General features: G+C 65.0%; 23 protein-coding genes. 10 read left to right on the forward strand and 13 right to left on the reverse strand.

Annotation, left to right across the window (positions count from 1 at the left end):
• The first annotated feature begins 21 nt into the window (after positions 1-21).
• Complete coding sequence (gene cmoA / locus AC0J42_RS25020) at positions 22-765, forward strand: carboxy-S-adenosyl-L-methionine synthase CmoA (RefSeq protein WP_416426587.1); 744 nt, start codon at positions 22-24, stop codon at positions 763-765.
• Positions 762-1718, forward strand: a complete 957-nt coding sequence (gene cmoB / locus AC0J42_RS25025) for a tRNA 5-methoxyuridine(34)/uridine 5-oxyacetic acid(34) synthase CmoB (RefSeq protein ID WP_416426588.1) — start codon at positions 762-764, stop codon at positions 1716-1718. Before cmoA ends, cmoB begins: the two co-directional genes overlap by 4 nt.
• A 77-nt stretch (positions 1719-1795) precedes the next feature.
• Here cmoB and AC0J42_RS25030 read toward each other — a convergent pair whose 3' ends face one another.
• The 4 genes from AC0J42_RS25030 to AC0J42_RS25045 all read right to left on the reverse strand — a co-directional run bounded on the left by AC0J42_RS25030 (position 1796) and on the right by AC0J42_RS25045 (position 5525).
• Positions 1796-2560 carry an ABC transporter ATP-binding protein gene (locus AC0J42_RS25030; protein ID WP_473004323.1) on the reverse strand — a complete coding sequence of 255 codons (765 nt, stop codon included), beginning with the start codon at positions 2558-2560 and terminating at the stop codon, positions 1796-1798.
• On the reverse strand, positions 2560-3618 hold the full coding sequence (locus AC0J42_RS25035) for a FecCD family ABC transporter permease (RefSeq protein WP_473004324.1): 1059 nt from the start codon (positions 3616-3618) through the stop codon (positions 2560-2562). Before AC0J42_RS25035 ends, AC0J42_RS25030 begins: the two co-directional genes overlap by 1 nt.
• On the reverse strand, positions 3615-4760 hold the full coding sequence (locus AC0J42_RS25040; RefSeq protein WP_473004326.1) for an ABC transporter substrate-binding protein: 1146 nt from the start codon (positions 4758-4760) through the stop codon (positions 3615-3617). The genes AC0J42_RS25035 and AC0J42_RS25040 overlap by 4 nt, the downstream gene beginning before the upstream one ends.
• 84 nt (positions 4761-4844) lie before the next feature.
• On the reverse strand, positions 4845-5525 hold the full coding sequence (locus AC0J42_RS25045) for an NUDIX hydrolase (protein WP_416426593.1): 681 nt from the start codon (positions 5523-5525) through the stop codon (positions 4845-4847).
• 193 nt (positions 5526-5718) lie between these two features.
• Here AC0J42_RS25045 and AC0J42_RS25050 point away from each other — a divergent pair, with 193 nt between their 5' ends.
• From AC0J42_RS25050 to nadE, 3 genes are read left to right on the forward strand one after another with little or no spacing between them, the layout of a single operon-like run.
• Complete coding sequence (locus AC0J42_RS25050) at positions 5719-6357, forward strand: isochorismatase family protein (RefSeq protein WP_473004327.1); 639 nt, start codon at positions 5719-5721, stop codon at positions 6355-6357.
• A 2-nt stretch (positions 6358-6359) separates the two neighbouring features.
• Complete coding sequence (gene pncB / locus AC0J42_RS25055) at positions 6360-7553, forward strand: nicotinate phosphoribosyltransferase (RefSeq protein WP_473004328.1); 1194 nt, start codon at positions 6360-6362, stop codon at positions 7551-7553.
• Positions 7554-7575: 22 nt separating this feature from the next.
• Positions 7576-8403, forward strand: coding sequence for an ammonia-dependent NAD(+) synthetase (gene nadE, locus AC0J42_RS25060; RefSeq protein WP_473004330.1), 828 nt, complete (start codon positions 7576-7578; stop codon positions 8401-8403).
• Here the strand turns inward: nadE and AC0J42_RS25065 are convergent.
• A complete protein-coding gene (locus AC0J42_RS25065; RefSeq protein WP_416426598.1) occupies positions 8400-9299 on the reverse strand; it encodes a LysR family transcriptional regulator in 900 nt (299 codons plus the stop codon). The two genes, nadE and AC0J42_RS25065, sit on opposite strands and share 4 nt — an antisense overlap.
• Before the next feature lie 115 nt (positions 9300-9414).
• Between AC0J42_RS25065 and AC0J42_RS25070 the strand changes: the two genes are divergently transcribed.
• From AC0J42_RS25070 to AC0J42_RS25090, 5 genes are all read left to right on the forward strand, one after another.
• Positions 9415-10488, forward strand: coding sequence for an AbrB family transcriptional regulator (locus tag AC0J42_RS25070; protein ID WP_473004333.1), 1074 nt, complete (start codon positions 9415-9417; stop codon positions 10486-10488).
• A gap of 219 nt (positions 10489-10707) precedes the next feature.
• Entirely contained in the window at positions 10708-11961 is a 1254-nt protein-coding gene (gene glyA / locus AC0J42_RS25075; RefSeq protein WP_473004334.1) for a serine hydroxymethyltransferase, read from the forward strand.
• Positions 11962-12052: 91 nt separating this feature from the next.
• The gene (locus tag AC0J42_RS25080; RefSeq protein ID WP_416426601.1) at positions 12053-12973 is read left to right on the forward strand and encodes a LysR family transcriptional regulator; all 921 of its coding nucleotides are present in this window, start codon (positions 12053-12055) and stop codon (positions 12971-12973) included.
• 412 nt (positions 12974-13385) lie between these two features.
• Positions 13386-14687 (forward strand): MFS transporter, encoded by a 1302-nt coding sequence (locus tag AC0J42_RS25085; protein WP_473004336.1) that lies wholly within the window; start codon positions 13386-13388, stop codon positions 14685-14687.
• A 34-nt stretch (positions 14688-14721) separates the two neighbouring features.
• Positions 14722-15903, forward strand: coding sequence for a M20 aminoacylase family protein (locus tag AC0J42_RS25090; RefSeq protein ID WP_473004337.1), 1182 nt, complete (start codon positions 14722-14724; stop codon positions 15901-15903).
• Between the two features lie 93 nt (positions 15904-15996).
• On the opposite strand, the gene pdxJ is transcribed toward AC0J42_RS25090, so the two are convergent.
• From pdxJ to AC0J42_RS25130, 8 genes are all read right to left on the reverse strand, one after another.
• A complete protein-coding gene (gene pdxJ / locus AC0J42_RS25095; RefSeq protein ID WP_473004338.1) occupies positions 15997-16737 on the reverse strand; it encodes a pyridoxine 5'-phosphate synthase in 741 nt (246 codons plus the stop codon).
• Positions 16738-16779: 42 nt separating this feature from the next.
• Positions 16780-17463, reverse strand: coding sequence for a DNA repair protein RecO (recO, locus tag AC0J42_RS25100; protein WP_416426608.1), 684 nt, complete (start codon positions 17461-17463; stop codon positions 16780-16782).
• Between the two features lie 134 nt (positions 17464-17597).
• Positions 17598-18500, reverse strand: coding sequence for a GTPase Era (gene era, locus AC0J42_RS25105; protein ID WP_473004339.1), 903 nt, complete (start codon positions 18498-18500; stop codon positions 17598-17600).
• Entirely contained in the window at positions 18493-19182 is a 690-nt protein-coding gene (gene rnc / locus AC0J42_RS25110; RefSeq protein ID WP_416426612.1) for a ribonuclease III, read from the reverse strand. The genes era and rnc overlap by 8 nt, the downstream gene beginning before the upstream one ends.
• Positions 19179-19556 carry a DUF4845 domain-containing protein gene (locus tag AC0J42_RS25115; RefSeq protein WP_416426613.1) on the reverse strand — a complete coding sequence of 126 codons (378 nt, stop codon included), beginning with the start codon at positions 19554-19556 and terminating at the stop codon, positions 19179-19181. Before AC0J42_RS25115 ends, rnc begins: the two co-directional genes overlap by 4 nt.
• Positions 19557-19627: 71 nt before the next feature.
• Positions 19628-20482, reverse strand: a complete 855-nt coding sequence (gene lepB, locus AC0J42_RS25120; RefSeq protein WP_416426614.1) for a signal peptidase I — start codon at positions 20480-20482, stop codon at positions 19628-19630.
• A 5-nt stretch (positions 20483-20487) separates the two neighbouring features.
• The gene (gene lepA / locus AC0J42_RS25125; RefSeq protein WP_416426616.1) at positions 20488-22287 is read right to left on the reverse strand and encodes a translation elongation factor 4; all 1800 of its coding nucleotides are present in this window, start codon (positions 22285-22287) and stop codon (positions 20488-20490) included.
• A gap of 187 nt (positions 22288-22474) precedes the next feature.
• Positions 22475-23860 (reverse strand): DegQ family serine endoprotease, encoded by a 1386-nt coding sequence (locus tag AC0J42_RS25130; RefSeq protein ID WP_473006901.1) that lies wholly within the window; start codon positions 23858-23860, stop codon positions 22475-22477.
• Positions 23861-24183 lie beyond the last annotated feature (323 nt).

Raw genomic sequence — 24183 nt, forward strand, 5'->3', positions numbered from 1 at the left:
TACCGACCCGCCGGAACCGCCGTGAGCAAAGAACCCGACCGCCTTTTCGCCCAGCCCCTGGCCCAAGTGCCCGACTTCGCCTTCAACGAAGACGTGGTGCGGGTGTTCCCGGACATGATCAAGCGCTCGGTGCCCGGCTACCCGACCATTGTCGAGAACCTCGGCGTGCTGGCCGCGCAGTTCGCCCAGCCGCACACCGCGCTGTACGACCTGGGCAGTTCCCTGGGCGCCGTCACCCAGTCGTTGCGCCGCCACGTGCGCAGCGACGACTGCCGGGTGATCGCCGTGGACAATTCCAGCGCCATGGTCGAGCGCTGCCGCGAATACCTCAACGCCCAGGACTCGATGTTCCAAGAGCTGCTGCCGGTGCAGGTCATCGAAGGCGACATCCTCAGCCTGGACTTCGCCCCGGCGTCGGTCATCGCCATGAACTTCACCCTGCAGTTCATCGCCCCCGACCAGCGCCTGGGCCTGCTGCAACGCATCCGCCAGGCCCTGGTGCCGGGCGGCGCGCTGATTCTGTCGGAGAAGCTGCGCTTCGCCGATGAACAGGAACACGAACTGCTCACCGACCTGCACATCGCCTTCAAGCGTGCCAATGGCTACAGCGAACTGGAAATTGCCCAGAAGCGCAGCGCCATCGAGAACGTGATGAAGCCCGACAGCCTGGAGGAAAACCGCGAGCGCCTGCTGGCCGCCGGTTTCTCCAAGGTGGTGCCTTGGTTCCAATGCCTTAACTTTGCCTCGTTGATTGCCCTGCCATGATTGATCTAGCCCCCCTGGTCCGCCGCATGGCGGGCACGCCCCTGGCCAAGTGGAGCGAGGGCCTGCAGGCCCAGCTCGACGCCAAGATGGAAAAAGGCCACGGTGACCTGGAACGCTGGCAAGCGGCCCTGGACGCCCTGCCAGCCCTGGTGCCCAGCGAAGTCGAGCTGGCCAGCAGCCTGACCCTGGACTGCGCCTGCGACGACGCCACCCGCGCACAGATGCGCAGCGCGCTGATGGGCCTGTCGCCCTGGCGCAAGGGCCCGTTCAACCTGTTCGGCGTGCACGTGGACACCGAATGGCGCTCGGACTGGAAATGGTCGCGAGTGGCCCCGCACCTCGACCTCAAGGGCAAGCGCGTGCTGGACGTGGGCTGCGGCAATGGCTACTACCAGTGGCGCATGCTCGGCGCCGGCGCCGACAGCGTCATCGGCGTGGACCCCAACTGGCTGTTCTTCTGCCAGTTCCAGGCCGTGCAGCGCTACCTGCCGGACCTGCCTGCCTGGCACCTGCCGTTCGCCCTCGAAGACCTGCCGGCGAACCTGGAAGGCTTCGACACGGTGTTTTCCATGGGCGTGTTCTACCACCGCCGCTCGCCCATCGAACACCTGCTGGCCCTCAAGGACTGCCTGGTGAAGGGCGGCGAACTGGTGCTGGAAACCCTGGTGGTGGAAGGCGACAAGCACCAGGTGCTGGTGCCCGAGGACCGCTACGCGCAGATGCGCAATGTATGGTTCCTGCCCTCGGTGCCGGCCCTGGAGCTGTGGCTGCGGCGCGCCGGTTTCACTGACATCGAGTGCGTGGACGTGAGCCTGACCACCGTGCAGGAACAGCGCAGCACCGAGTGGATGAAATACCAGTCGCTGGGCGATTTCCTCGACCCCAACGACCACAGCCGCACCATCGAAGGCCTGCCGGCACCGATGCGCGCGGTGATCAAGGCCCGCAAGTAATCCACCTGTGGGAGCTGGCTTGCCAGCGAGCTGTGGCTGCCCCGAAAAGCTCGCTGGCAAGCCAGCTCCCACAAGGGTTACACCAACCCGTCGATCATCACCTGGGCGCTGCCCCGGGAGCAGCGCTCCACCCGCCCGCGCACGCCATACACCGCCGCCAGGCTGTCACCATCGATGACCTCGGCCGGCGCCCCGTGGGCAATCAACCGCCCGCCCTTGAGCATCAGCACCCGGTCGGTCTGGCGCAGGCTGATGTTGATGTCGTGCAGCACGATCAGGGTCACCATGTTGCGCTCGCGGGTCTCCTGGCCAATCACCTCCATCACGTGGAACTGGTGGTTGAGGTCCAGCGCGCTCAGCGGCTCGTCCAGCAACAGCAGCAGCGGCTTGCGGATCAGCGCCTGGGCCAGGCCCACCAACTGCTTCTGCCCGCCTGACAGCTGGTCGAGGAAGCTCATGGCCAGGTGGGCGATGCCCAGCCGCTCCAGCAGCGCCCGGGCTTCGTCGATGTCCTGCTGGCGCGGGGTGTTGCCACTGGCGCGGCGCGCCACCAGCAACGATTCGAACACCCGCAGGTGCACGCTGGCCGGCAGGCTCTGGGGCAGGTACACCACGCGCTCGGCACGGGCGGCGTAGCTGGCCTTGAGCAGGTCGTCGCCTTCCAGCAACACCTGGCCGCTGGCCGGCGTCAGGCCGGCGATGGCCTTGAGCAGGGTGGACTTGCCGCAGCCGTTGGGCCCCAGCAACGCGGTGACCTGGCCCCGGCCGATGCCGGCCAGCGACAGCTGCTCGATGATGCGACGCTTGCCGTAGCTGACGTCCAGTTGCCGTACTTCAAGCATCAGTGGCCTCCGCTGCGGCGCAGCACGATGGACAGGAAGAAGGGAATGCCCACCAGCGAGGTGACGATACCCACGGGAATCAGCACCCCGGGGATGATGTTCTTCGACGCCACCGAGGCCAGCGACAGAATCAACGCGCCGGCCAGGGCGCTGCCCGGCAGGTAGAAGCGATGGTCCTCGCCGAACAGCAGCCGCGCGATGTGCGGGCCCACCAGGCCGATGAAGCCGATGGTGCCGACGAAAGCCACCGCCAGCGCCGACAGCACGCTGACCCGCAGCAAGGTGCCCAGGCGCAAACGCTTCACGTCGATGCCGAAGCTGGCCGCGCGGTCTTCACCCAGGCGCAGCGCGGTCAGCTGCCAGGCCCGGCGCAGGGCCAGGGGCAAGGCCGCCGCCACGGCCAGCGCCAGCAGGCCGACTTTCATCCAGCTGGCCCGTGCCAGGCTGCCCAGGGTCCAGAACACCAGGGCCTGCAGCGAGTCTTCGGTGGCCACGAACTGAATCAGCGACACCAACGCACCGAAGGTGAAGCCCAGGGCGATGCCGAACAGCACCACCACGCTGGTGTCGGCCTTGCGCCAGCGCGCCAGCAGGTCCAGCGCCAGGGTGGCGATCAAGGCGAAGAGGAAGGCATTGATCGCCACCAGCCACTCGTCCGGCACGCCGGGAATGCCCAGGTTGAGCACGATCGCCAGCGCCGCGCCAAACGCCGCGGCATGGGACACGCCCAGGGTGAACGGGCTGGCCAGCGGATTGTTGAGGATGGTCTGCATCTCGGCGCCGGCCAGGCCCAGGGCGGCGCCCACCAGCACCGCCATCAGCGCCTGGGGCAGGCGGATGCTCCAGACAATCACCTGCTGGCCGGGGTTCACCGAGGCCTTGTGCACCAGGGTCTGCCACAGGTCGTGCAAGGTCAGGCCCGATGGCCCGAGGGTGAAGTCCAGCAGCAGCGAGGCGACGATGGCCACCGCGAACAGCCCCAGCAGCACCAGGCGCCGGCGCAGCACGCGCTGGTAGTCGTCGGTGATCGCCTGCTGCGTTGCAACCTCCATGTTCATGGCGCAGCCTTCAGGTCGGCCCAGAAGGCGCCGCTGATGTCTTCAGGCAACATTTTCTGCAGCTCCGCCTGGGTCTTCAGCGGGTCGAGGTCCTTGAACTGTTGCGGGTAGAACCACTTGGCCATGGCTTCGATGGCCATGATGTTCAGCGGCGAGTTGTAGAAGTTGTGCCACACGCCATGCACCCGGCCTTCGCGCACGGCGGTAAGGCTGTTGATGCCCTCGCGCGACACCAGGGTCTGCAGGCTTGCGCGGGCGTTGGCCACGCTCACGCCACCGCCAGCCTTGTAGCCGGCGTCGGTGGCGCTGTTGTCACGGGTCCCGCTGACCAGGTAGAAGCGCGGGTCGGCGGCAATGAGTTTTTCCAGGTTGATGTCACCGATGATGCCCGGCAGCAGCCCGGCGGCGATGTTGTTGCCGCCGGCGGCTTCGATGAACTCGCCCATGTTGCCGTTGCCGGCGGTGTGGCAGCAGGGAATGCCGCCCTTGCCGACGCCGGCCAGCATCTCGATGAACACGCTGGGGCGCTGCTCGCGGGGGATCTTGCCAACCACGTCCTGCACGCGCTTGAGGTGCTGCTGGTAGAAATCGATGTAGGCCTGGGCCTGTGGCTCGCGGTGCAGCACCTGGCCCAGCAGGCGCATGCTGGGCACGGTGTTCTGCATCGGGTGCTGGCGGAAGTCGATGAACACCACCGGCACGCCGGCGTCCTGCAGCTGCTTGACGATGGGGTTGTCCAGGCTCGGGCCATGGCCGGCGATGCCGAAGATGGCCACGTCGGGGTTCAGCGCCAGGACCTTCTCGGCGCTGACGCTGGCTTCGGAGGTGGTGCCGATGGTCGGCACCTTGGCGATGGCGGGGTAAATGGCCTTGAAGGCGTCATAGCCGGGCTTGTCCACCGAGCTCAGTTCACCTTGCCAGCCGGCCACGCGCTGGAACGGCTGCTTGCCTTCCAGCAGCGCCATGGCGTAGATCATCCGCCCCTCGCCCAGCAGCACGTGCTGGGGGTTGTCCGGCACCTGCACCGTGCGCCCGGCGATGTCGGTGACCGTCTGCGCCAGCAGCAACGGGCTGAACAGGCTCAGGGCCAGGGCGGCCAGCAGGCCTTTGGCGCGGGTGGAACGGGTTGCACGGCGTTGCATCGGGACACCTCGGTCGGATGAAAAACGCCGCCGATTTTAACTGCCAATGATTCTTAACTCCGTGAAACATGTGTCAGGTGTGGCTCACACCAGCACGCTGCGGTCGAACACGAACACCTTGCCCGGCTCCGGGCGGTGCTCGAGCAGGGTCTGCGGGCGGCCCATGGGCGGTCGGTTCTTTTCCCCGGTGTCGACGATCCAGCCCTTGTCCTTCATGCGTTCCAGGCGCCCGCGCAAGGTGGTGTGCTGCACCGCCTGGCCCAGGCTGGCCTCGAACGCGGCCAGGGCCTCGGTGACGGTGAAGCGCGGTTGCAGCAGGTGCAGCGGCAAGGCCGTGTACACCGCCTTCGCCGACAGGCGGGCGTGGGCTTGGGCCACCAGCTCGGCGTGGTCGAAGGGCAGCGCCGGGATGGCGTCCAGGGCGAAGAAGCGCAGGTCATCGCCTTCCAGCGCCGTGGTCGGGCACAGCAGCGCCAGGTAAATGGTGCTCATGGACCAGCCACGCGGGTCGCGGCTGGCGCTGCCCACGGTGGCCACCTGCTCCAGGTGGCGCGGCACCACCCGCGCCTTCTCGTCCAGGGCGCGGGTGGCGGCGGCGTCCAGGCTGGCATCGGCGCAGCGGCCATTCACCAGCACGCCGGGCAGCGCCCACTGGTCCTTGAACGGCTCGCGGGCGCGGCGAATCAGCAGCAGCTCCAGGCGCTGCTGCGGGTTGAGGCGCAGGGCGACGATGTCGACGCTGGCCAGTATCTGCGCGTTGTTCATAGGCATCCTTCTCGCTGTAGCCGCTGCCGAAGGCTGCGCTGGCCCTGTGCCTCACAGGAGATCTCCAGCGACCCGTCGGGCCAGCGCAGCCTGCGGCAGCGGCTACAGGATTGCGGGGCGGCAAAATTTGCTTGACCACATATTACATCAGGTGGAATATGTAGTCACGCACAGCGAAGCAAGGAGTTGCCCCATGAAGATCGCCAGTTTCGACATCGACGCCCAGAAAGGCTTCACCCCCCTCTGCCCGGCCGAGCTGCCGGTGCCCGAAGGCCATCTGATCGGTGCGGCGCTCAACCACCTGGCCAGCTTCGCCAGCCTGCGCCTGGGCAGCAAGGACGCCCACTCGCCGCAAGCGGCCTGGGTGGTCGACAGCCCGGAAAAAATGCTCCAGCCGCTGGCCCTGCCCAACGCCGACATCACCTGGGTCAGCCACTGCGTGCCCGGCACCACCGGCTTCGAGCTGCTGGACGAGCTACCCAAGCCGCTGGACTACGATTTCTTCGTGTGGAAAGGCATCGAGCCCGACCTGCACCCCTACGGCGCCTGCTACCACGACCTGGCCGACACCCGCAGCACCGGCGCCATCGAGTTCCTGCGCCAGCAGGCGGTGGGCTTCGTGCTGGTAGGCGGCCTGGCGCTGGACTACTGCGTGAAGACCACTGCCCTGCAGCTGCGCAACGCCGGCTTCCGCGTCGGCGTGTACCTGCCCGCCTGCCGCGCCATCGCCGAGGCCACTGCCACCGCCGCCTGCCAGCAGATGCAGGCCGCGGGCATCGAACTCTATGCCAGCGCCGCTGAACTGGCTGCTGCCGTGAACAAGGAGGCCTGAGCATGGCCGAGAGCGTATTTGCCGACCGTATCGTGCAGAACCTGCTGGACACCGACTTCTACAAACTGACGATGATGCAGGCGGTGCTGCACAACTACCCCAACGCCGAGGTGGAGTGGGAATTCCGCTGCCGCAACGCCGAGGACCTGACCCCGTACCTGGCCGAGATCCGCTACCAGATCGAGCGCCTGGCCGACATTTCCATCACCCACGACCAGCTGGCGTTTCTCGAACGCATTCCGTTCATGAAGCCGGACTTCATCCGCTTCCTCAGCCTGTTCCGCTTCAACCTGCGCTACGTGCACACCAGCGTCGAGGCCGGCCAGCTGTGCATTCGCCTGCGCGGGCCGTGGCTGCACGTGATTCTCTACGAGATCCCGCTGCTGGCGATCATCAGCGAGGTGCGCAACCGCCAGCGCTACGGCAATATCGTCATGGAGCAGGCCAGCGAGCCGCTGTACAAGAAGCTCGACTGGCTCAAGGGCGAAGCCAGCGCCAGCGAACTGGCCGGCTTCCAGCTGGCCGACTTCGGCACCCGCCGGCGCTTCAGCTACCGGGTGCAGGAAGAGGTGGTGCACATCCTCAAGCGCGACTTCCCCGGCCGTTTCGTCGGCACCAGCAACGTGCACCTGGCCCGCGAACTGGACGTGAAGCCCATCGGCACCATGGCCCACGAGTGGTTCATGGCCCACCAGCAACTGGGCCCGCGCCTCATCGACAGCCAGATCGCCGCCCTCGACTGCTGGGTGCGCGAATACCGTGGCCTGCTGGGTATCGCCCTGACCGACTGCATCACCATGAATGCCTTCCTCAAGGACTTCGACCTGTACTTCGCCAAGCTCTTCGACGGCCTGCGCCACGATTCCGGCGACCCGCTGCAGTGGGCGGAAAAGGCCATCCAGCACTATGAAAGCCTGGGCATCGACCCGCTGAGCAAAACCCTGATCTTCTCCGACGGCCTGAACCTGCCCAAGGCGCTGAAACTGTATAGAGCGCTGCACGGGCGGATCAATGTAAGCTTCGGCATCGGCACCAACCTGACCTGCGACATACCCGGGGTCGAGCCCATGAACATCGTGATCAAGATGACCGCCTGCAACGGCCATCCGGTGGCGAAGATTTCCGATACGCCGGGCAAGACCCAGTGCCTGGACGAGAACTTCGTCACCTACCTCAAACATGTATTTCGCGTCTGAATCGCACCCTCAGGAGTTCGACATGAGCAACCGTCAAATCGAAATCGCCCAGGCCCTCAACGTGGTGCCGCCCTTCGCCGACGCTGCCGCGCTGGAAGCGGAAATCGACCGTCGCAAGGCCTTCATCAAGCAGTGCCTGCGCAACGCCCACGTCAAGGTGCTGGTGCTGGGCATCAGCGGCGGCGTCGACTCGCTGACCGCCGGCCGCCTGGCCCAGCTGTCGGTGGAAGAACTGCGCGCCGAAACCGGCGACCAGGGCTATAAATTCATCGCCGTGCGCCTGCCGTACAACATCCAGCACGACGAGCACGACGCCGCCGCCTCGATGCAGTTCATCCGCGCCGACGTGGAAGACACCGTGAACATCGCCGGCGCCGTGCTGGGCCTGTCCGAGCAGGTCGCCCACCTGCACGGCCTCACCGACGCCCGCCGTGACTTCGTCATCGGCAACACCAAGGCGCGCATCCGCATGGTGGCCCAGTACACCATCGCCAACGCCAACAACGGCCTGGTGATCGGCACCGACCACGCCGCCGAGGCGGTGATGGGCTTCTTCACCAAGTTCGGCGACGGCGCCTGCGACCTGGCCCCGCTCAGTGGCCTGGTGAAACACCAGGTACGGGCCATTGCCCGGCACCTGGGCGCGCCGGAAAACCTGGTGGAAAAAGTGCCCACCGCCGACCTCGAGGAGCTGCGCCCAGGCAAGCCCGACGAAGAAGCCCACGGCGTCACCTACGCACAGATCGACGCCTTCCTGCACGGCCTGAAGGTGAGCGACGAGGCCTACGCCATCATCGTCCGCACCTACGACAACAGCCAGCACAAGCGCGAGCTGCCGTTCGCGCCTTAACCCGCCAGCACGTGCTGGCCGCGCTCCTTGAGCAAAGCCAGCAGCACCTGCGCCGCCGGCGACAGGTAGCCATCGATGCGCACCGTGACCCCCATGGTGCGCGTCACCGTGGTCTCCGCCAGCTCCACCTCGCGCAGCAGGTTCATGCCAATGCCATGCTCCAGCGACTCACGCGAGAAGAAACTGAGCAGGTGCGTGTGGGCGATCAGCCGCGGCAACACCGACACCGTATTGCTCTCCACCTGCACCACCGGCGGCGGCAGTTCGCGGCTGCTGAACAGGTTATCCAGCCAGCGCCGCGACGACACCGTGGGCCCCGGCAGCACCCAGCGGTAACGGTTGAGGTCGGCCAGGGTGTAGGGGCCGTCGAAGATCGGGTGGCTGGCGCTGGCCACCACCACCGCTTCGTCGCGCAGCAGCGGGTAGCTGGCCAGCGGCCCTTCGCTGGCGATGAACGAACTGATGATCAGGTCCAGGCGCCCCGCCACCAGCGATTCGCGCAGCACGTCGTCCTGGCCGATGGTCAGGTTCAGGGTGATGTCCGGCGCCCGTTCCAGCAGTGCCGCGGTCAGCTGCGGCAGCAGGTGGTCGGCCATGGACGCGGCGCAGCCCAGGCGAATGGTGCCCACTGTGCCGCTGGCGAAGTCCTTCACCTCGCGCTCGGTCTCGGCGATGCTCTGGCGCAGCTCGCGGCCACGGGCCAGCAGCAGCTCGCCGACGTCGGTGAGCTTGATGCCGCGGCCCTCGCGCCGGAACAGTTGGGTGCCCAGGGATTCTTCCAGGCGCTGGATGCTCTTGGTCAGCGCCGGCTGGCTGCGGTTGAGCTTATCGGCGGCCCGGCCCAGGTGGCCGAGCTCGGCGATGGTTTCAAAGTAGGTGAGGTCGCGCAGGTCCATAATTCATAACTGCCAGTTATCGTTTCATCAGTATTAGAAAATAGACTTGATCGGTTGCCAGGTCGATAATTCTTCCGCGTCCTGCCTTGACCAGGGCGCCTGGAGACTTGAAACCGTGTCGCGTGCCCCTTCCCTCGCTCTACGCTACTGGCCCACCTGGGCCCAGTGGTTCGCCCTGATCATCCTTGCCGGCAGCGCCGGCCAACTGCTTAACCACCTGCAACTGCCCGCCGGGCAATTCGTCGGCCCCATGCTGGTGGCCATCGGCTTCGGCGTCTGCGGCACCACCCTGCGCATCCACCGCCAGGCGTTCCGCCTGTGCCAGGGCACCATCGGCCTGCTGGTGGCGCACTCCATCAGCATGGCGGTGCTGACCGCCGTGGTGCAGTCCTGGCCGGTGATGCTGTTCGCCACCGCCCTCACCGTGCTGCTGAGCACCGCAGTGGGCCTGGTGATGGCCCGCTACGGTGGCATCGGCGCCCGCACCGCGGCCTGGGGCACCTCGCCGGGGGCAGCCTCGGCCATGGTCTCGATGGCCGAGGACAACGGCGCCGATGGCCGCATCGTCGCCACCATGCAATACGTGCGGGTGGTGTGCGTGGTGATGATCGGCGCGCTGGTCAGCCGCCTGCTGGGCGCCGACGGCAGCGGCACCCAGGCCCATGGCGCGGTGGTCAGCCTGCAGGGCGCGCCGCTACTGGACCTGGCGCTGAGCCTGGCGGTGATCGTCATCGGCGTGCTGCTGGGCACGCGCCTGCCGGCCGGCGCCCTGCTGGGGCCGTTGCTGCTGGGCGGCGTGCTGCAGCTGTGCGGGCTGATCCACATCGTGCTGCCAGCGCCGGTGCTGAGCCTGGCCTACGCTACGGTAGGCTGCTACGTGGGCCTGCGTTTCGACCGCACCACCATTCGCTACGTGTTCAAGCGGCTGCCGGCGATGATCAGCGGCTCGCTGCTGCTGATCGTGCTGTGCGCGCTGTCGGCGTGGCTGGTGGCAGACCTGCTGGGCAAGGACTTCCTCTCGGTGTACCTGGCCACCAGCCCGGGCGGCCTGGACTCCATGGCGATCATCGCGGTGGACACCCATTCGGACGTAGGGCTGGTGCTGGCGATGCAGACGCTGCGGCTGTTCGGGGTGATCGTGACGGGCGCGTGGCTGGCGCGGTGGGTGATTCGGTTGTCGGAGCGCTAGGCCGTATTGATTTCACTCCAAAGGAATGAAATCAATACGAAATGAACCGAGCGTCCGGCTTATCGAGCGATACCGGACCTCGGTGGCTTTGGAGCCGTAATGATTTCATTGCACTCTTAAAGACGTAAAACCGTAAATAATTGATTTATAACGATTTAATTTCTGGCACTGCCCTTGCTCTGTTCAACCTCATTCCAAACAGAACACAAGGACCGCGCCATGTTCTCCAAAAGCCTCACCCTCGCCGATTTCGACCCCGCCCTGCACGACGCCATCGCCCTGGAGGCGCGCCGCCAGGAGCAGCACATCGAGCTGATCGCTTCCGAGAACTACACCAGCCCGCAGGTCATCGAGGCCCAGGGCTCGGTGCTGACCAACAAATACGCCGAAGGCTACCCGGGCAAGCGCTACTACGGCGGCTGTGAGTTCGTCGACGTGGTCGAGCAGTTGGCCATCGACCGCGCCAGGCAGCTGTTCGGCGCCGACTACGCTAACGTGCAGCCGCACTCGGGCAGCCAGGCCAACGCCGCGGTGTTCCTGGCCCTGCTGCAACCGGGCGACACGGTGCTGGGCATGAGCCTGGCCCACGGCGGGCACCTGACCCACGGCGCCAAGGTGAGCTTCAGCGGCAAGCTGTACAACGCCGTGCAGTACGGCATCGACGACCAGGGCCTGATCGACTACGACGAGGTGGAACGCCTGGCCGTGGAGCACCAGCCAAAGATGCTGATTGCCGGTTTCTCGGCCTATTCGCGCACCCTGGACTTCGCCCGCTTCCGCGCCATCGCCGACAAGGTCGGCGCCTACCTGTTCGTCGACATGGCCCACGTCGCCGGGCTGGTGGCCGCCGGCCTGTACCCCAACCCGCTGCCCTACGCCGACGTGGTCACCACCACCACGCACAAGACCCTGCGCGGCCCACGCGGCGGCCTGATCCTGGCGCGCAGCAACCCGGCGCTAGAGAAGAAGCTCGACTCGGCGGTGTTCCCCGGCGGCCAGGGCGGCCCGCTGATGCACGTCATCGCTGGCAAGGCGGTGTGCTTCAAGGAGGCGCTGGCGCCCGGATTCAAGGCGTATCAACAGCAGGTCATCGACAACGCCCAAGCCATGGCCGCGGTGTTCGTTGACCGTGGCTACGATGTGGTGTCCGGCGGCACCGACAACCACCTGTTCCTGGTCAGCCTGATCCGCCGCGGCCTCACCGGCAAGGACGCCGACGCCGCCCTGGGCCGCGTGCACATCACCGTCAACAAGAACGCCGTGCCCAACGACCCGCAGTCGCCGTTCGTGACCTCGGGCCTGCGCATCGGTACCCCGGCGGTAACCACCCGCGGCTTCGGTACCGCCGAGTGCACGCGCCTGGCCGGCTGGATCTGCGACGTGCTGGATCATATGGGCGATGCCGACGTGGAAGCCGAGGTAGCCGCCCAGGTTGCGGCACTAAGCCGCGACTTCCCGGTATACGGCCGCTAGTCGGGCCGGGTTGCCCTCTGGCACACTTCGCCCAGAAGAACTGCCAAGTAGGGCAACCTAGCAGGCCTGCGGGCCCATGTCGGGAATAACAATGAAACTGCATCAACTTCGCGCTTTAGTCTCCATCCACGAAACCGGTAGCCTGCAAGACGCCTCGCAAGTGCTGCACCTGACCCAGTCGGCCCTGAGCCGCGCCATCAAGGAACTTGAAAACGAGCTGGGCATTACCTTGCTGGTGCGCTCCAACAAGGGCATGACCCTCACCGAATACGGCCAGCGCATGCTCGGCCACGCCCGCCAGGCACTGGAAAGCGTGCGCCGCGCGCGCCAGGAAATCGAAGACATGAAGGGCCTGGTGGTGAGCGAGATCACCATCGGCGTGACGCCCGTCACCGCTTTGCTGCAGCCGCTCAAGCAGAGCCTGGTGGACTTCCAGCACAGCTACCCCAACGCCACGCTGAAGGTGCTGGAAATGCGCCCCACCCAGCTGCTGCAGCACCTGCGCGACGGCCTGCTGGACTTTGCCCTGACCTCCCAGGTGCCGGCCAACGCCGTGGGCCTGGACTGGCAGCCGCTGTGCCGCATTCCCGGCGTGGTGGTGGTGCGCAAGGACCACCCGCTGCGCATGGTGCGCTCGCTGCGGTTGTTGCAGCAGGCGCACTGGATCAGCGTCGACCCGCTCACCGACAGCCAGTCGCAGTTCAACCAGCTGTTCGAAGGCAGTGCCCTGGGCCGCCCGCGCAAGGTGTTCGAATGCACGGCCATGAACCTGGCGATCAAGATGCTGATCGACAGCGACGCGGTGATGATCATGAGCCAGCCGGCCCTGGGGCATGACCTGGTGGGCCTGAGCGACATGTCCAAGCACCTGCTGAAGGTCGACATTCAGGAGCCGGTGCCCGAATACTCGGTGAACCTGGTGTGCGTGAACCGCAGCTACCTGACCAAGACCGCAGGGCAGCTGTTTGCCCAGTTGCAGGAACAACTGGCCAACAAGCCCGCCATCGTCTAATCCGTAACAACGATATCGGGTGGGAGCTGGCTTGCCAGCGAGCTTTTGGCACTTGAACAGCTCGCTGGCAAGCCAGCTCCCACAAAAACGATCCGGCATCCCAATGGAGCATTGCGCAAGGGGTTGCACGGCGCGCTGGATGAGGCGGGTGGGGCCTCTGCCACGGGGTTTGTTCTGATACGCAAATGCCGGCGCCCTGTCTGGAGAACGTCTCGCGTTACCCTTCTGCCCACCTCAAGGGCACCACATTCGCGCACCGCGAGTCGAAAATGCCCACCCGGCGCTCCCGCCATTTCCTGCGCCGCCCCTGACCCGCACCAACGGTTGGGGGCTTGCATAAAAGCGATGTGCACTTTCACCGGCGCTGTTCAACACTGCGGACCACCACGATCCCGGGTACAGGAACATCGCCATGAAGAGCACCCCCGCCAGTGATTTGCCCCTCCAACCCAGCCCGGCCCAGGCCTCGCTGCAAGCGCGCAAGATGCGCCGCGTGGTGATTGCCTCGTCCCTGGGCAACGGCCTGGAGATCTACGATTTCACCGTGTACAGCTTCTTCGCGGTGATCATCGGCAAGCTGTTCTTCCCCGGCGAGTCGGCGCTGGCCTCGCTGCTGATGTCCCTGGCGACCTTCGCCGTGGGCTTCCTGATGCGCCCGCTGGGCGCGGTGCTGATCGGCCGCGTGGCTGACCGCAAGGGCCGCAAGGCGGCGCTGTCGCTGACCATCGCGCTGATGACCCTGGGCACCGGCATCATCGCCTTCACCCCCACCTATTCGAGCATCGGCATCGCCGCCACCCTGCTGCTGGTGTTCGGCCGCCTGCTGCAAGGGCTGTCGGCCGGCGGCGAAGTGGGCAGCGCCTCGGCGTTCCTGATGGAATCGGGGCACACCGACAACCGCTGCTTCATGGTCAGCTGGCAAGGCGCCAGCCAGGGCGCTGCGGCGCTGCTGGGCGCCCTCACCGGCCTGCTGCTGAGCAGCAACCTGAGCCCCGAATCGCTCGAAAGCTGGGGCTGGCGCGTGCCGTTCGTGATCGGCCTGCTGATTGGTCCGGTGGGCTGGTTCATTCGCCAGCACCTGGAGGAAACCCATACTGAAACCACCAACACGCCTTCGCTGATGCAACTGCTGCGCGAACACAAGGGCACGCTGCTGCTGGGCATCATGTGGATGGCCGCCTCCACCGTGAGCATGTACATGGTGGTGTTCTACATGCCCACCTACCTGGTGCGCACCCTGCATTACCCCAGCAGCTTTGCCTTCGCCCTGGTGGGCCTGGCCAGCGCCCTGCTGGCGGTGATTCCGCCCATTGCCTCGCGCTACGCCGACCGCCTGCCCCGGCGCAAGCCATTGCTGTACTGGATCGCCGGCCTGGCACTGGTGTTCGCCTACCCCGCGTTCCTGCTGCTGGGCCTGCAAAGCACCTGGCTGTGCATGCTGGCCATCACCCTGCTGATCATGCCCATGGCCGTGGGCGTGGGTGCCAGCTTCGCCATGCTGATGGAGGCCTTCCCCCGCGAGCAGCGCGTCACCGGGCTGTCGGTTATCTACAGCTTCGGTGTGACCCTGTTCGGCGGCTTCTCACCGTTGCTGGTGACCTGGCTGATCGGCCTGACGGGCAACCCGCTGACCCCGGCCCTGTACCTGATCGCCACCCTGATCATGAGCCTGATCGCCCTGCGCCTGTTCCCCGAACATCCGGGCCGCGACTGACTCCCCCCTTTACTGCCAGAAAAAGGAAGCAACCGTGAGCAACCTGATCATCAACCAGAAACTGCAAGCCAGCGCTGAACATTTCGCCACCATCCGCCGCGACATCCACAGCTTCCCCGAACTGGGCGGCGAGGTGCCACGCACTGCCGGCCTGGTGGCCGAGATGCTCGGTGCCTGGGGCTACGAGGTGCATACCGGGGTGGGCGGCTGCGGCGTGGTGGGCGTGCTCAAGCGCGGCAACGGCGCGCGCACCCTGGGCATCCGTGCCGACATGGACGCCCTGCCGATCCTGGAAAAGAACGGCCTGCCCTGGGCCAGCCAGTACCAGGGGCGCATGCACGCCTGCGGCCACGACGGCCACACCGCCACGCTGCTGGCCGCGGCCGAGCAGCTGGCCCTGCACGCCAAGTTCGACGGCACCCTGAACCTGATCTTCCAGCCGGACGAAGAAGGCCTGTGCGGCGCCAAGCAGATGATCGACGACGGCCTGTTCACCCGCTTCCCCTGCGACGCGGTGTACGCCTACCACAACATGCCCGGCCTGCCCGTGGGCCAGGCCGTGGTGCAGGCCGGCGGTTTCATGGCCTCGTCCGAGCGCGTGACCATCACCCTGACCGGCCGTGGCGGCCATGGCGCCATGCCCGAGCGGGCCATCGACCCGGTGCCGGCGCTGGCCAGCATCATCACCGCGCTGCAGACGGTGATCTCGCGCAACCTGTCCACCGATGACGCCGCCGTGCTCAGCGTGGGCATGGTGCAGGCCGGCACCGCGTACAACATCATTCCCGAGACGGCCAAGGTGATGCTCAGCGTGCGCACCGCCGACCCGGCCGTGCGTGAGCGGGTGGAGAAGCGCATTCGCGAGATTGTCGAGGGGCAAGCCGCCAGCTTCGGCGTGAGGGCCGAGATCGACTACTGCCTGCTGGCCCCGGTGCTGGTCAACAGCAAGGCCGAGACCGAGCGCATGCTGGGCGTGGCCCGTGAGGTGCTGGGCGCGCAGAACGTGCTGGAGAAAATGCCGGTGCGCATCATGGGCAGCGAGGACTTCGCCTGGATGCTGCACGAGAAGCCGGGCTGCTACTTTATCCTGGGCAACGGCACCGGCGAGTTCAGCGGGTGCTCGGTGCACAACGACCACTACGACTTCGACGACGCGGTGATCCCGCTGGGCGCGGCGTGCTGGGTGGGGTTGGTGGAAGGTTATTTGAAAGGTTGAGATCGCGGACGCGGCCTTCGGCCGCTGCTACGGAGGATTGTGCCCTCCCCCTCCCGTAGCAGCGGCCGCAGGCCGCGTCCGAAGCCTACGCAATCAGCGAGCAGCAGCCACGATCAGCTGCTTCATCTCGCTCACCGCCGCCTTGAAGCCCACGAACAACGCATGGGCCACCAGCGCATGGCCGATGTTCAATTCGTTGATGCCCTTGATGGCCGCCACCGCCTCCACGTTGTGGTAGTGCAGGCCATGGCCGGCATTGACGATCAACCCCTGGGCCACGCCAAACGCCACGCCATCGGCGATGCGCTTAAGCTCCTCAGCCACCTGCGCCGGGGTTTCGGCATCGGCGTAACGGCCCGTGTGCAGCTCGATGGCCGGCGCGCCCACGCGCTTGGAGGCGGCGATCTGGCGCTCGTCGGCGTCGATGAACAGCGACACTTCACAGCCGATCTTGCTCAGGCGCTCTACCGCCGCCTGGATACGCGCTTCCTGGCCGGCCACGTCTAGGCCGCCTTCGGTGGTCAGCTCCTGGCGGGTTTCCGGCACCAGGCACACGTGGGCCGGACGGATGCGTTCGGCGAACGCCAGCATCTCTTCGGTAACGCCCATTTCGAAGTTCATGCGCGTCTGCAGCACGTCCTTGAGCAGCAGCACGTCGCGTTCCTGGATGTGCCGGCGGTCTTCGCGCAAGTGCACGGTGATGCCGTCGGCGCCCGCCTCTTCGGCGTCCAGCGCAGCCTTGACCGGGTCAGGGTAGCGGGTGCCGCGGGCCTGACGCAGGGTTGCCACGTGGTCGATGTTGACGCCGAGAAGAATGCGATTGCTGGTGGTCACGGGAGCGCTCCTTGGAATTGAGACCCCAAGGATACGTGGTGCTCACGGCTTGCGAAACAGTTCCCGACTGACCAGCGGACGACCGCCCAGGTGCACGGCCAGCGCCTGGCGCATCAGGCGCTTGGCAGCGCTCAATGCGCCGGGGGCAGTCCAGTCGGCTTCGGCCATGGCCAGCAGCTCGCTGCCCTTGAACAGGCCGGGCTGGATCAGCCACACGCGTTCAAGGCCGGCGTCCACCTGCAGGCGGTACAGGCCGTCGGCCTCCACCGGGTCGCCGTTGACGTCGCTGTCCATGGCGAAGCCGTAGCCCAGTTCATCCAGCAGCCGCCATTCGAACGCGCGCAGCAGCGGCTCCAGCGGCAGGCCGGCGGCCAGCGCCTGCAAAGTGGCGGCGTAGCTGTCGTAGATAACCTGGTTGGGGTCTTCGGCCGGCAGCAGGCGGGTCAGCAGTTCGTTCAGGTACAGGCCGCTGAACAGCGCGTCGCCGACCATCCAGGAGGCCACGCCCACCGCTTCCATGCGCCCGACGTTCTTCAGCTCACCCTTGCCACGGAACTCCACTTCCAGCGGCACGAACGGCCGCGCCAGGCTGCCGGCCTTGCCCCGGGCGCTGCGCAGCACGGCGCGCAGGCGGCCGCCCGGGGTAAGGAAGTCGACCAGGGCGCTGTTCTCGCGATAGGGGCGCGAGTGCAGGACGTAGGCGGGGTAAAGGACGAGGGTGGACATGGGTCGGCACTCGGTTTCAGGCGTTCCAAACAATTGTGGGAGCTGGCTTGCCAGCGAGCTTTCGGGCCTCAAAAGCTCGCTGGCAAGCCAGCTCCCACAAAAAACCATTCCCCCAAGGGGGAATGTGGCGCAGATCAGAGGTCGCCGTAACCCAGCGAGCGCAGGGCGCGTTCGTCGTCGGACCAGCCGCCCTTCACTTTCACCCACAGGTTGAGCATGACCTTGGAGTCGAACAGCAGCTCCATGTCCTTGCGTGCTTCCATGCCGATACGCTTGATGCGCTCGCCCTTGTCGCCAATGATGATCTTCTTCTGACCATCACGCTCCACCAGGATCAGGGCGTGGATGTGCAGGGTCTTGCCCTGCTGCTTGAACTCTTCGATCTCGACGGTGATCTGGTACGGCAGCTCGGCGCCCAGCTGGCGCATGATCTTCTCGCGTACCAGTTCGGCGGCCAGGAAGCGGCTGCTGCGGTCGGTGATCTGGTCTTCAGGGAAGAAGTGGTCATTTTCCGGCAGGTGCTTGGCGATCAGGCCTTCCAGAGCGTCGAGGTTGTGACCCTGCTGGGCCGACACCGGGACGATCTCGGCGCTGGGCAGCTGCTCCTGCAACCAGGCCAGGTGCGGCATCAGCTCGGCCTTGTCCTCGATGCGGTCGGTCTTGTTGATGGCCAGGATCACCGGGCCCTGCACGTACTGCACGCGCTCCAGCACCAGTTGGTCTTCGTCGGTCCACTTGGTGCGGTCCACCACGAAGATCACCACGTCCACGTCTTTCAAGGCCGCCGAGGCAGTCTTGTTCATGTAGCGGTTGAGCGCCTTTTCGTTGCTCTTGTGCATGCCGGGGGTGTCGACGTAGATGGCCTGGATCTCGCCTTCGGTCTTGATGCCCAGCATGTTGTGGCGGGTGGTCTGCGGCTTGCGCGAGGTGATCGCCAGCTTCTGGCCCAGGATGTGGTTGAGCAGCGTGGACTTGCCCACGTTCGGGCGGCCGACGATTGCGACATAGCCACAGCGGGTTGGGGTTGTATCAGTCATTGCCATTCTCCACGCCCAGGGCAATCAGGGCTGAAGCGGCCGCTACCTGTTCGGCAATACGACGGCTCACACCCTGACCTCGGCTTTTTTCGTTCAAAAGGGTCACTTCACATTCGACGAAAAACGTCCGGCAATGCGGTTCGCCCTGGATATCCACCACTTCGTAACGCGGTAGTTCGCAACCACGCGACTGCAGGTATTCCTGCAGGCGGGTTTTCGGGTCCTTGTTGGTGTCCACCAGCGTCAGGCTGTCGAACTCGCTGGTCAGCCAGGACAGCACACGCTCGCGGGCCACTTCCATGCCCGAATCCAGGTAGATGGCACCAATCAGCGCTTCCAGGGCATCGGCCAGGATCGATTCGCGACGGAAACCGCCGCTCTTCAATTCACCGCTGCCCAGGCGCAGGTATTCGCCCAGGTCGAAACCACGGGCCAGTACGGCCAGGGTCTCGCCTTTCACCAGCCGGGCGCGCAGGCGCGACAGCTGGCCTTCGCGGGCCTGGGGGAAACGTTCGAACAACGATTCACCGGCCACGAAGTTGAGGATGGCATCACCGAGGAACTCCAGGCGTTCATTGTTGCGCCCGGCGAAGCTGCGGTGAGTCAAGGCCAGCACCATCAGGTCCTGGTCTTTAAAGGTATAGCCGAGCTGACGCTCGAGACGGCTCAAGGAAACACTCACGGTTTACGCACGCTGAATTCGTGGTCAAATTTCACCACCAGATCGACGTTGCCGATCAGTGGCTCACGCTGTTCGTATTGCAAATGGGCGGCGAACACGTCGTCGTCCAGTGTCACTTTCATGATGTTGCGGGCTTGCAGGTCACGGATGTTATTGACACTCATGCCCTTGTCCACATGGTTGTAGAAATCACCAACCGTGTCGATTTTCTCCGCCTTGTCGGTCGCTGCCGATTCGATGATCTTCTTCATCGTCCAGTAGTCGAAATAGTGCGGCAGCACCTTGAAGGCCGTACTGGCGACAAACCCCAGTATGGCCAGCAGTACCAGCCCTCCCAGCAGCGAAATACCTTTCTGCGAACTGGCTGCGTTCATGCTCAAGCTCTCCATCCCTGCTGCCGCCTGAAAAGCATTCGGCGCTGTCCACTGGACAGCGCCGCCTGGTGTTACTTGATCAGCCCAACTCGCGAGAAGTTCGGCAAGTGGCTCATCTTCGGCTCCGGCCAGCTCATCCAGACCGCGAAGGCCTTGCCGACGATATTGCGGTCCGGGACCATGCCCAGCAGTTCCTTGGGAATACGCGGGTCATCCCAGTAACGGCTGTCGTTGGAGTTGTCGCGGTTGTCGCCCATCATGAAGTAGTGCCCGGCAGGCACGGTCCATTGATTGTCCGGCGGCATGTGGTAACGGCCCATTTCCTTGCGGATCAGGTGCTCGACGTCGCCGAGTTTTTCCTGATACAGCTCGGCGGTGCCCAGGCTGTTGGGCTCTTCGCCCAGCAGTTGCTCGGCCACCAGCTGGTCGTTGACGTACAGGCGCTTGTCATTGGTGTAGCGGATCTTGTCGCCCGGCAGGCCAATGACGCGCTTGATGTAGTTGACGTTCGGGTCGCTTGGGTAGCGGAACACCATGACATCGCCACGCTGCGGGTCACCGATCTGGATGATCTTCTGGTCGATCACCGGCAGGCGGATGCCGTAGGAGAATTTGTTGACCAGGATGAAATCACCCACTTCCAGGGTCGGCTTCATGGACCCCGACGGGATCTGGAAGGGTTCGACCAGGAACGAGCGCAGCACCAGCACGATGAACAGCACCGGGAAGAACGACTTGCCGTATTCGACCAGCGCCGGTTCCTTGTTCAACTGCTCGAGCACCACCGGGTCCGGCTCGCTGACACTACCCTGGTAGGTTGCGATCGCGGTCTTGCGGCGCGAAGCCAGGAAGACCAGATCGAACAGGGCCAGCAAACCGCAGACGGCGACAGCAATGACCAACAACAGCGGGAAATTTAGAGACATAGGACCTAACTATCCAACCTGAGCACGGCGAGGAAGGCTTCTTGTGGAATTTCCACGTTACCGACCTGTTTCATGCGTTTCTTACCGGCCTTCTGCTTCTCCAGAAGCTTGCGCTTACGGCTGACGTCACCGCCATAGCATTTGGCCAGTACGTTCTTTCTGAGCGCCTTGACAGTGGTCCGGGCCACGATCTGCCCGCCGATGGCGGCCTGGATCGCAACGTCGAACATCTGCCGAGGAATCAGTTCTTTCATCTTCTCGGTCAGCGCGCGGCCCTTGTAGTGGGCGTTGTCGCGGTGAACGATCAGGGCCAGGGCGTCAACCTTGTCACCGTTGATCAGCACGTCCAGCTTGACCAGGTTGGCCGACTGGTAGCGATCGAAATGGTAGTCCAGGGAAGCATAGCCGCGGCTGGTGGATTTCAGGCGGTCGAAGAAGTCCAGCACCACCTCGTTCATCGGCAGGTCGTAGCGCACCTGCACCTGGCTGCCGAGGAACTGCATGTCGCGCTGCACGCCACGCTTCTCGATGCACAGGGTAATGACGTTGCCCAGGTGCTCTTGAGGCACAAGGATAGTGGCGGCCACGATCGGCTCGCGGAAATCTTCCACCGAGGACACGTCAGGCAGCTTCGACGGGTTGTCGACGTAGATGGTCTCGCCGGTCTTCAGCACCACTTCGAAGATTACGCTTGGCGCGGTGGTGATCAGGTCCAGGTCGTACTCGCGCTCCAGGCGCTCCTGGATGATTTCCATGTGCAGCATGCCCAGGAAGCCACAGCGGAAACCGAAGCCCAGGGCGTCGGAGCTTTCCGGCAGGTACTGCAACGACGAGTCGTTAAGGGTCAGCTTGGACAGCGCGTCGCGGAAGTCTTCGAAGTCTTCGGAGCTGACCGGGAACAGGCCGGCGTAGACCTGTGGCTGGATGCGCTTGAAACCAGGCAGCACCGGCACGTCCGGGGTGCTGCTCAGGGTCAGGGTGTCACCCACCGGCGCGCCGTGGATGTCCTTGATGCTGGCGATGATGAAGCCCACTTCGCCCGCTTTCAGGTCGGCGGTGGCGGTGTGCTTGGGGGTGAACACGCCCACGCTGTCGACCAGGTGCACCTTGCCGGTGGACTTGACCAGGATCTTGTCGCCCTTCTTCACGCGGCCGTGGCGCACGCGTACCAGGGAGACGACGCCCAGGTAGTTGTCGAACCAGGAGTCGATGATCAACGCTTGCAGCGGATCTTCGATGTTGCCGGTAGGGGCCGGAATGTCCTGGACCAGGCGCTCGAGCACGTCGAGCACGCCCATGCCGCTCTTGGCGCTGCAGGCCACGGCGTCGGTGGCGTCGATGCCGATGACCTTCTCGATCTCGTCCTTGACGCGATCGGGGTCGGCCTGGGGCAGGTCCATCTTGTTCAGCACGGGCATGACTTCCAGGCCCTGCTCGATGGCGGTGTAGCAGTTGGCGACCGACTGGGCCTCCACGCCTTGACCGGCATCGACTACCAGCAGCGCGCCCTCGCAGGCGGCCAGCGAACGGCTGACTTCATAGGTGAAGTCGACGTGGCCGGGGGTGTCGATGAAGTTCAGCTGGTAGGTCTTGCCGTCCTGCGCCTTGTAATGCAGCGTGACGCTGTGGGCCTTGATGGTGATGCCACGCTCACGCTCCAGGTCCATGGAGTCCAGCACCTGAGCTTCCATCTCGCGATCGGCCAGGCCGCCGCACATCTGGATGAACCGATCGGCCAGCGTCGACTTGCCATGGTCAATGTGGGCGATGATGGAGAAATTGCGGATATGACTCAAATCACTCACGGATCAACACTCAAAAAGGCTGCGGGCCGGACGCCCAACGAAAAATAGCCGGGAATTGTACCTGAATTACGGGGCGATGTGGGAGACGGTTGATCATGAACATCCTGGGGAAGCCCACCCCCATCGACATCCGCTCACAAAAAAGGGCGGCCCACCGGCCGCCCTCCCCTGTTTCAACGCCAGCTTATCACTCGCTCAGCTTGAAGGTGATGAAGCTTGCGCGGCCCTGGCGCAGCACGCGCATGGACACCGAGCGGTTCTTCGGCAGGCCTTTGGCGATGTCGGTGAACTCCTTCGCCGAACCGATGGCCTGGTTGTTCAGGTGGGTGATGACGTCACCCGGCTGCAGGCCGATCAGCGCCGCAGGGCCGTCCTGCACGTCCTTGATGACCACGCCGCTTTGCAGGTCCAGGGACTTTTTCTGATCGGCGGTCAGGTCGGCCACAGAAACGCCCAGGCGATTGCTGTTGCTCTCGGCCTGCGACTTGGCGGCGCCACCGGCGAGGATGTCGTCGTCATTGGCCGGCATGGCACCGACGGTCACGTCGATGGTCTTGCGCTTGCCCTCGCGAACCACTTCCAGGCTGGCCTTGGCGCCGGCCTTGAGGCCGCCCACCAGGTGCGGCAGGTCGGCCGACATGACGATCGGCTGGCCGTTCATGCTCAGGATCACATCACCCACCTGCAGGCCGGACTTGGCCGCCGGGCCGTCCTCGACCATCTGCGCCACCAGGGCGCCGGCCGGCTTGTCCAGGCCGAAGGATTCAGCCAGGTCCTTGTTCACTTCCTGGATGACCACGCCCAGCCAGCCGCGGCTGACCTTGCCGTCTTTCTTCAGCTGGTTGGAGACATCCATGGCCACGTCGATCGGGATCGCGAACGACAGGCCCATGAAGCCACCGGAACGGGTGAAGATCTGCGAGTTGATACCCACCACCTCGCCGTTCATGTTGAACAGCGGGCCGCCGGAGTTGCCCGGGTTGATGGCCACGTCGGTCTGGATGAACGGCACGTAGGCGTCGTTGGGCAGGGTACGGCCCTTGGCGCTGACGATGCCCTTGGTGACCGAGTGATCGAAGCCGAACGGCGAGCCGATGGCCAGCACCCACTCACCAACCTTGAGCTTGTCGGAATCACCCAGTTTGACCGTAGGCAGGTTCTTGCCGTCGATTTTCAGCAGGGCCACGTCGGTGCGCGGGTCGGTGCCCACCAGCTTGGCTTTCAGTTCGCTGCGGTCGGACAGGCGCACGATGATTTCATCGGCGTCGGCGATCACGTGGTTGTTGGTCAGCACATAGCCGTCGGGCGAGATGATGAAGCCCGAGCCCAGCGACTGGGCCTCACGCTGGCGATCACCGCCCTTGGGGCTGCGCGGCGAACGCGGCATGTTGCGGAAGAAGTCGCGGAAGGCCGGGGGCAGGTCGTCCAGGTCCGGCATGTCGCCGGCACCGGCGCTGCGGTCGGGCAGCTTCTGGGTGGTACTGATGTTGACTACCGCGGGCGAGGCCTGCTCCACCAGGTTGGTGAAGTCAGGCAGCGCCTCGGCCTGGGCGGTGACGACCTGGCCGAGCATCAGCACGGCGGCGCACACGGTCAGGTAATGCTTCAAGCGTAGTATCGACATACGGCTCCCGTATTTAACGAGCTAGGTTTAGCAAGTGGGTTCGCCAGACGCACAAAACCCGGGCACTGCCGCAAGGCAATGTCCGGGTCCGGGGGTGTCGGCAGTGGCGATCCTGAAACAGCAGACAAGGCCAGACCCTTGAGGGTCTGACCTATAGAAAAATTCAGGGGGTTTTGCAACCTGACTGACAGAAGTTTCATTTCGTCATCCTTTGTAACGGATGCCGTGAAGCGCCATGCGACGTGCTCCCTGCACGCCCACTCCTGCTCAGC

It is taken from the genome of Pseudomonas sp. Tav-5-1A (assembly GCF_055755055.1).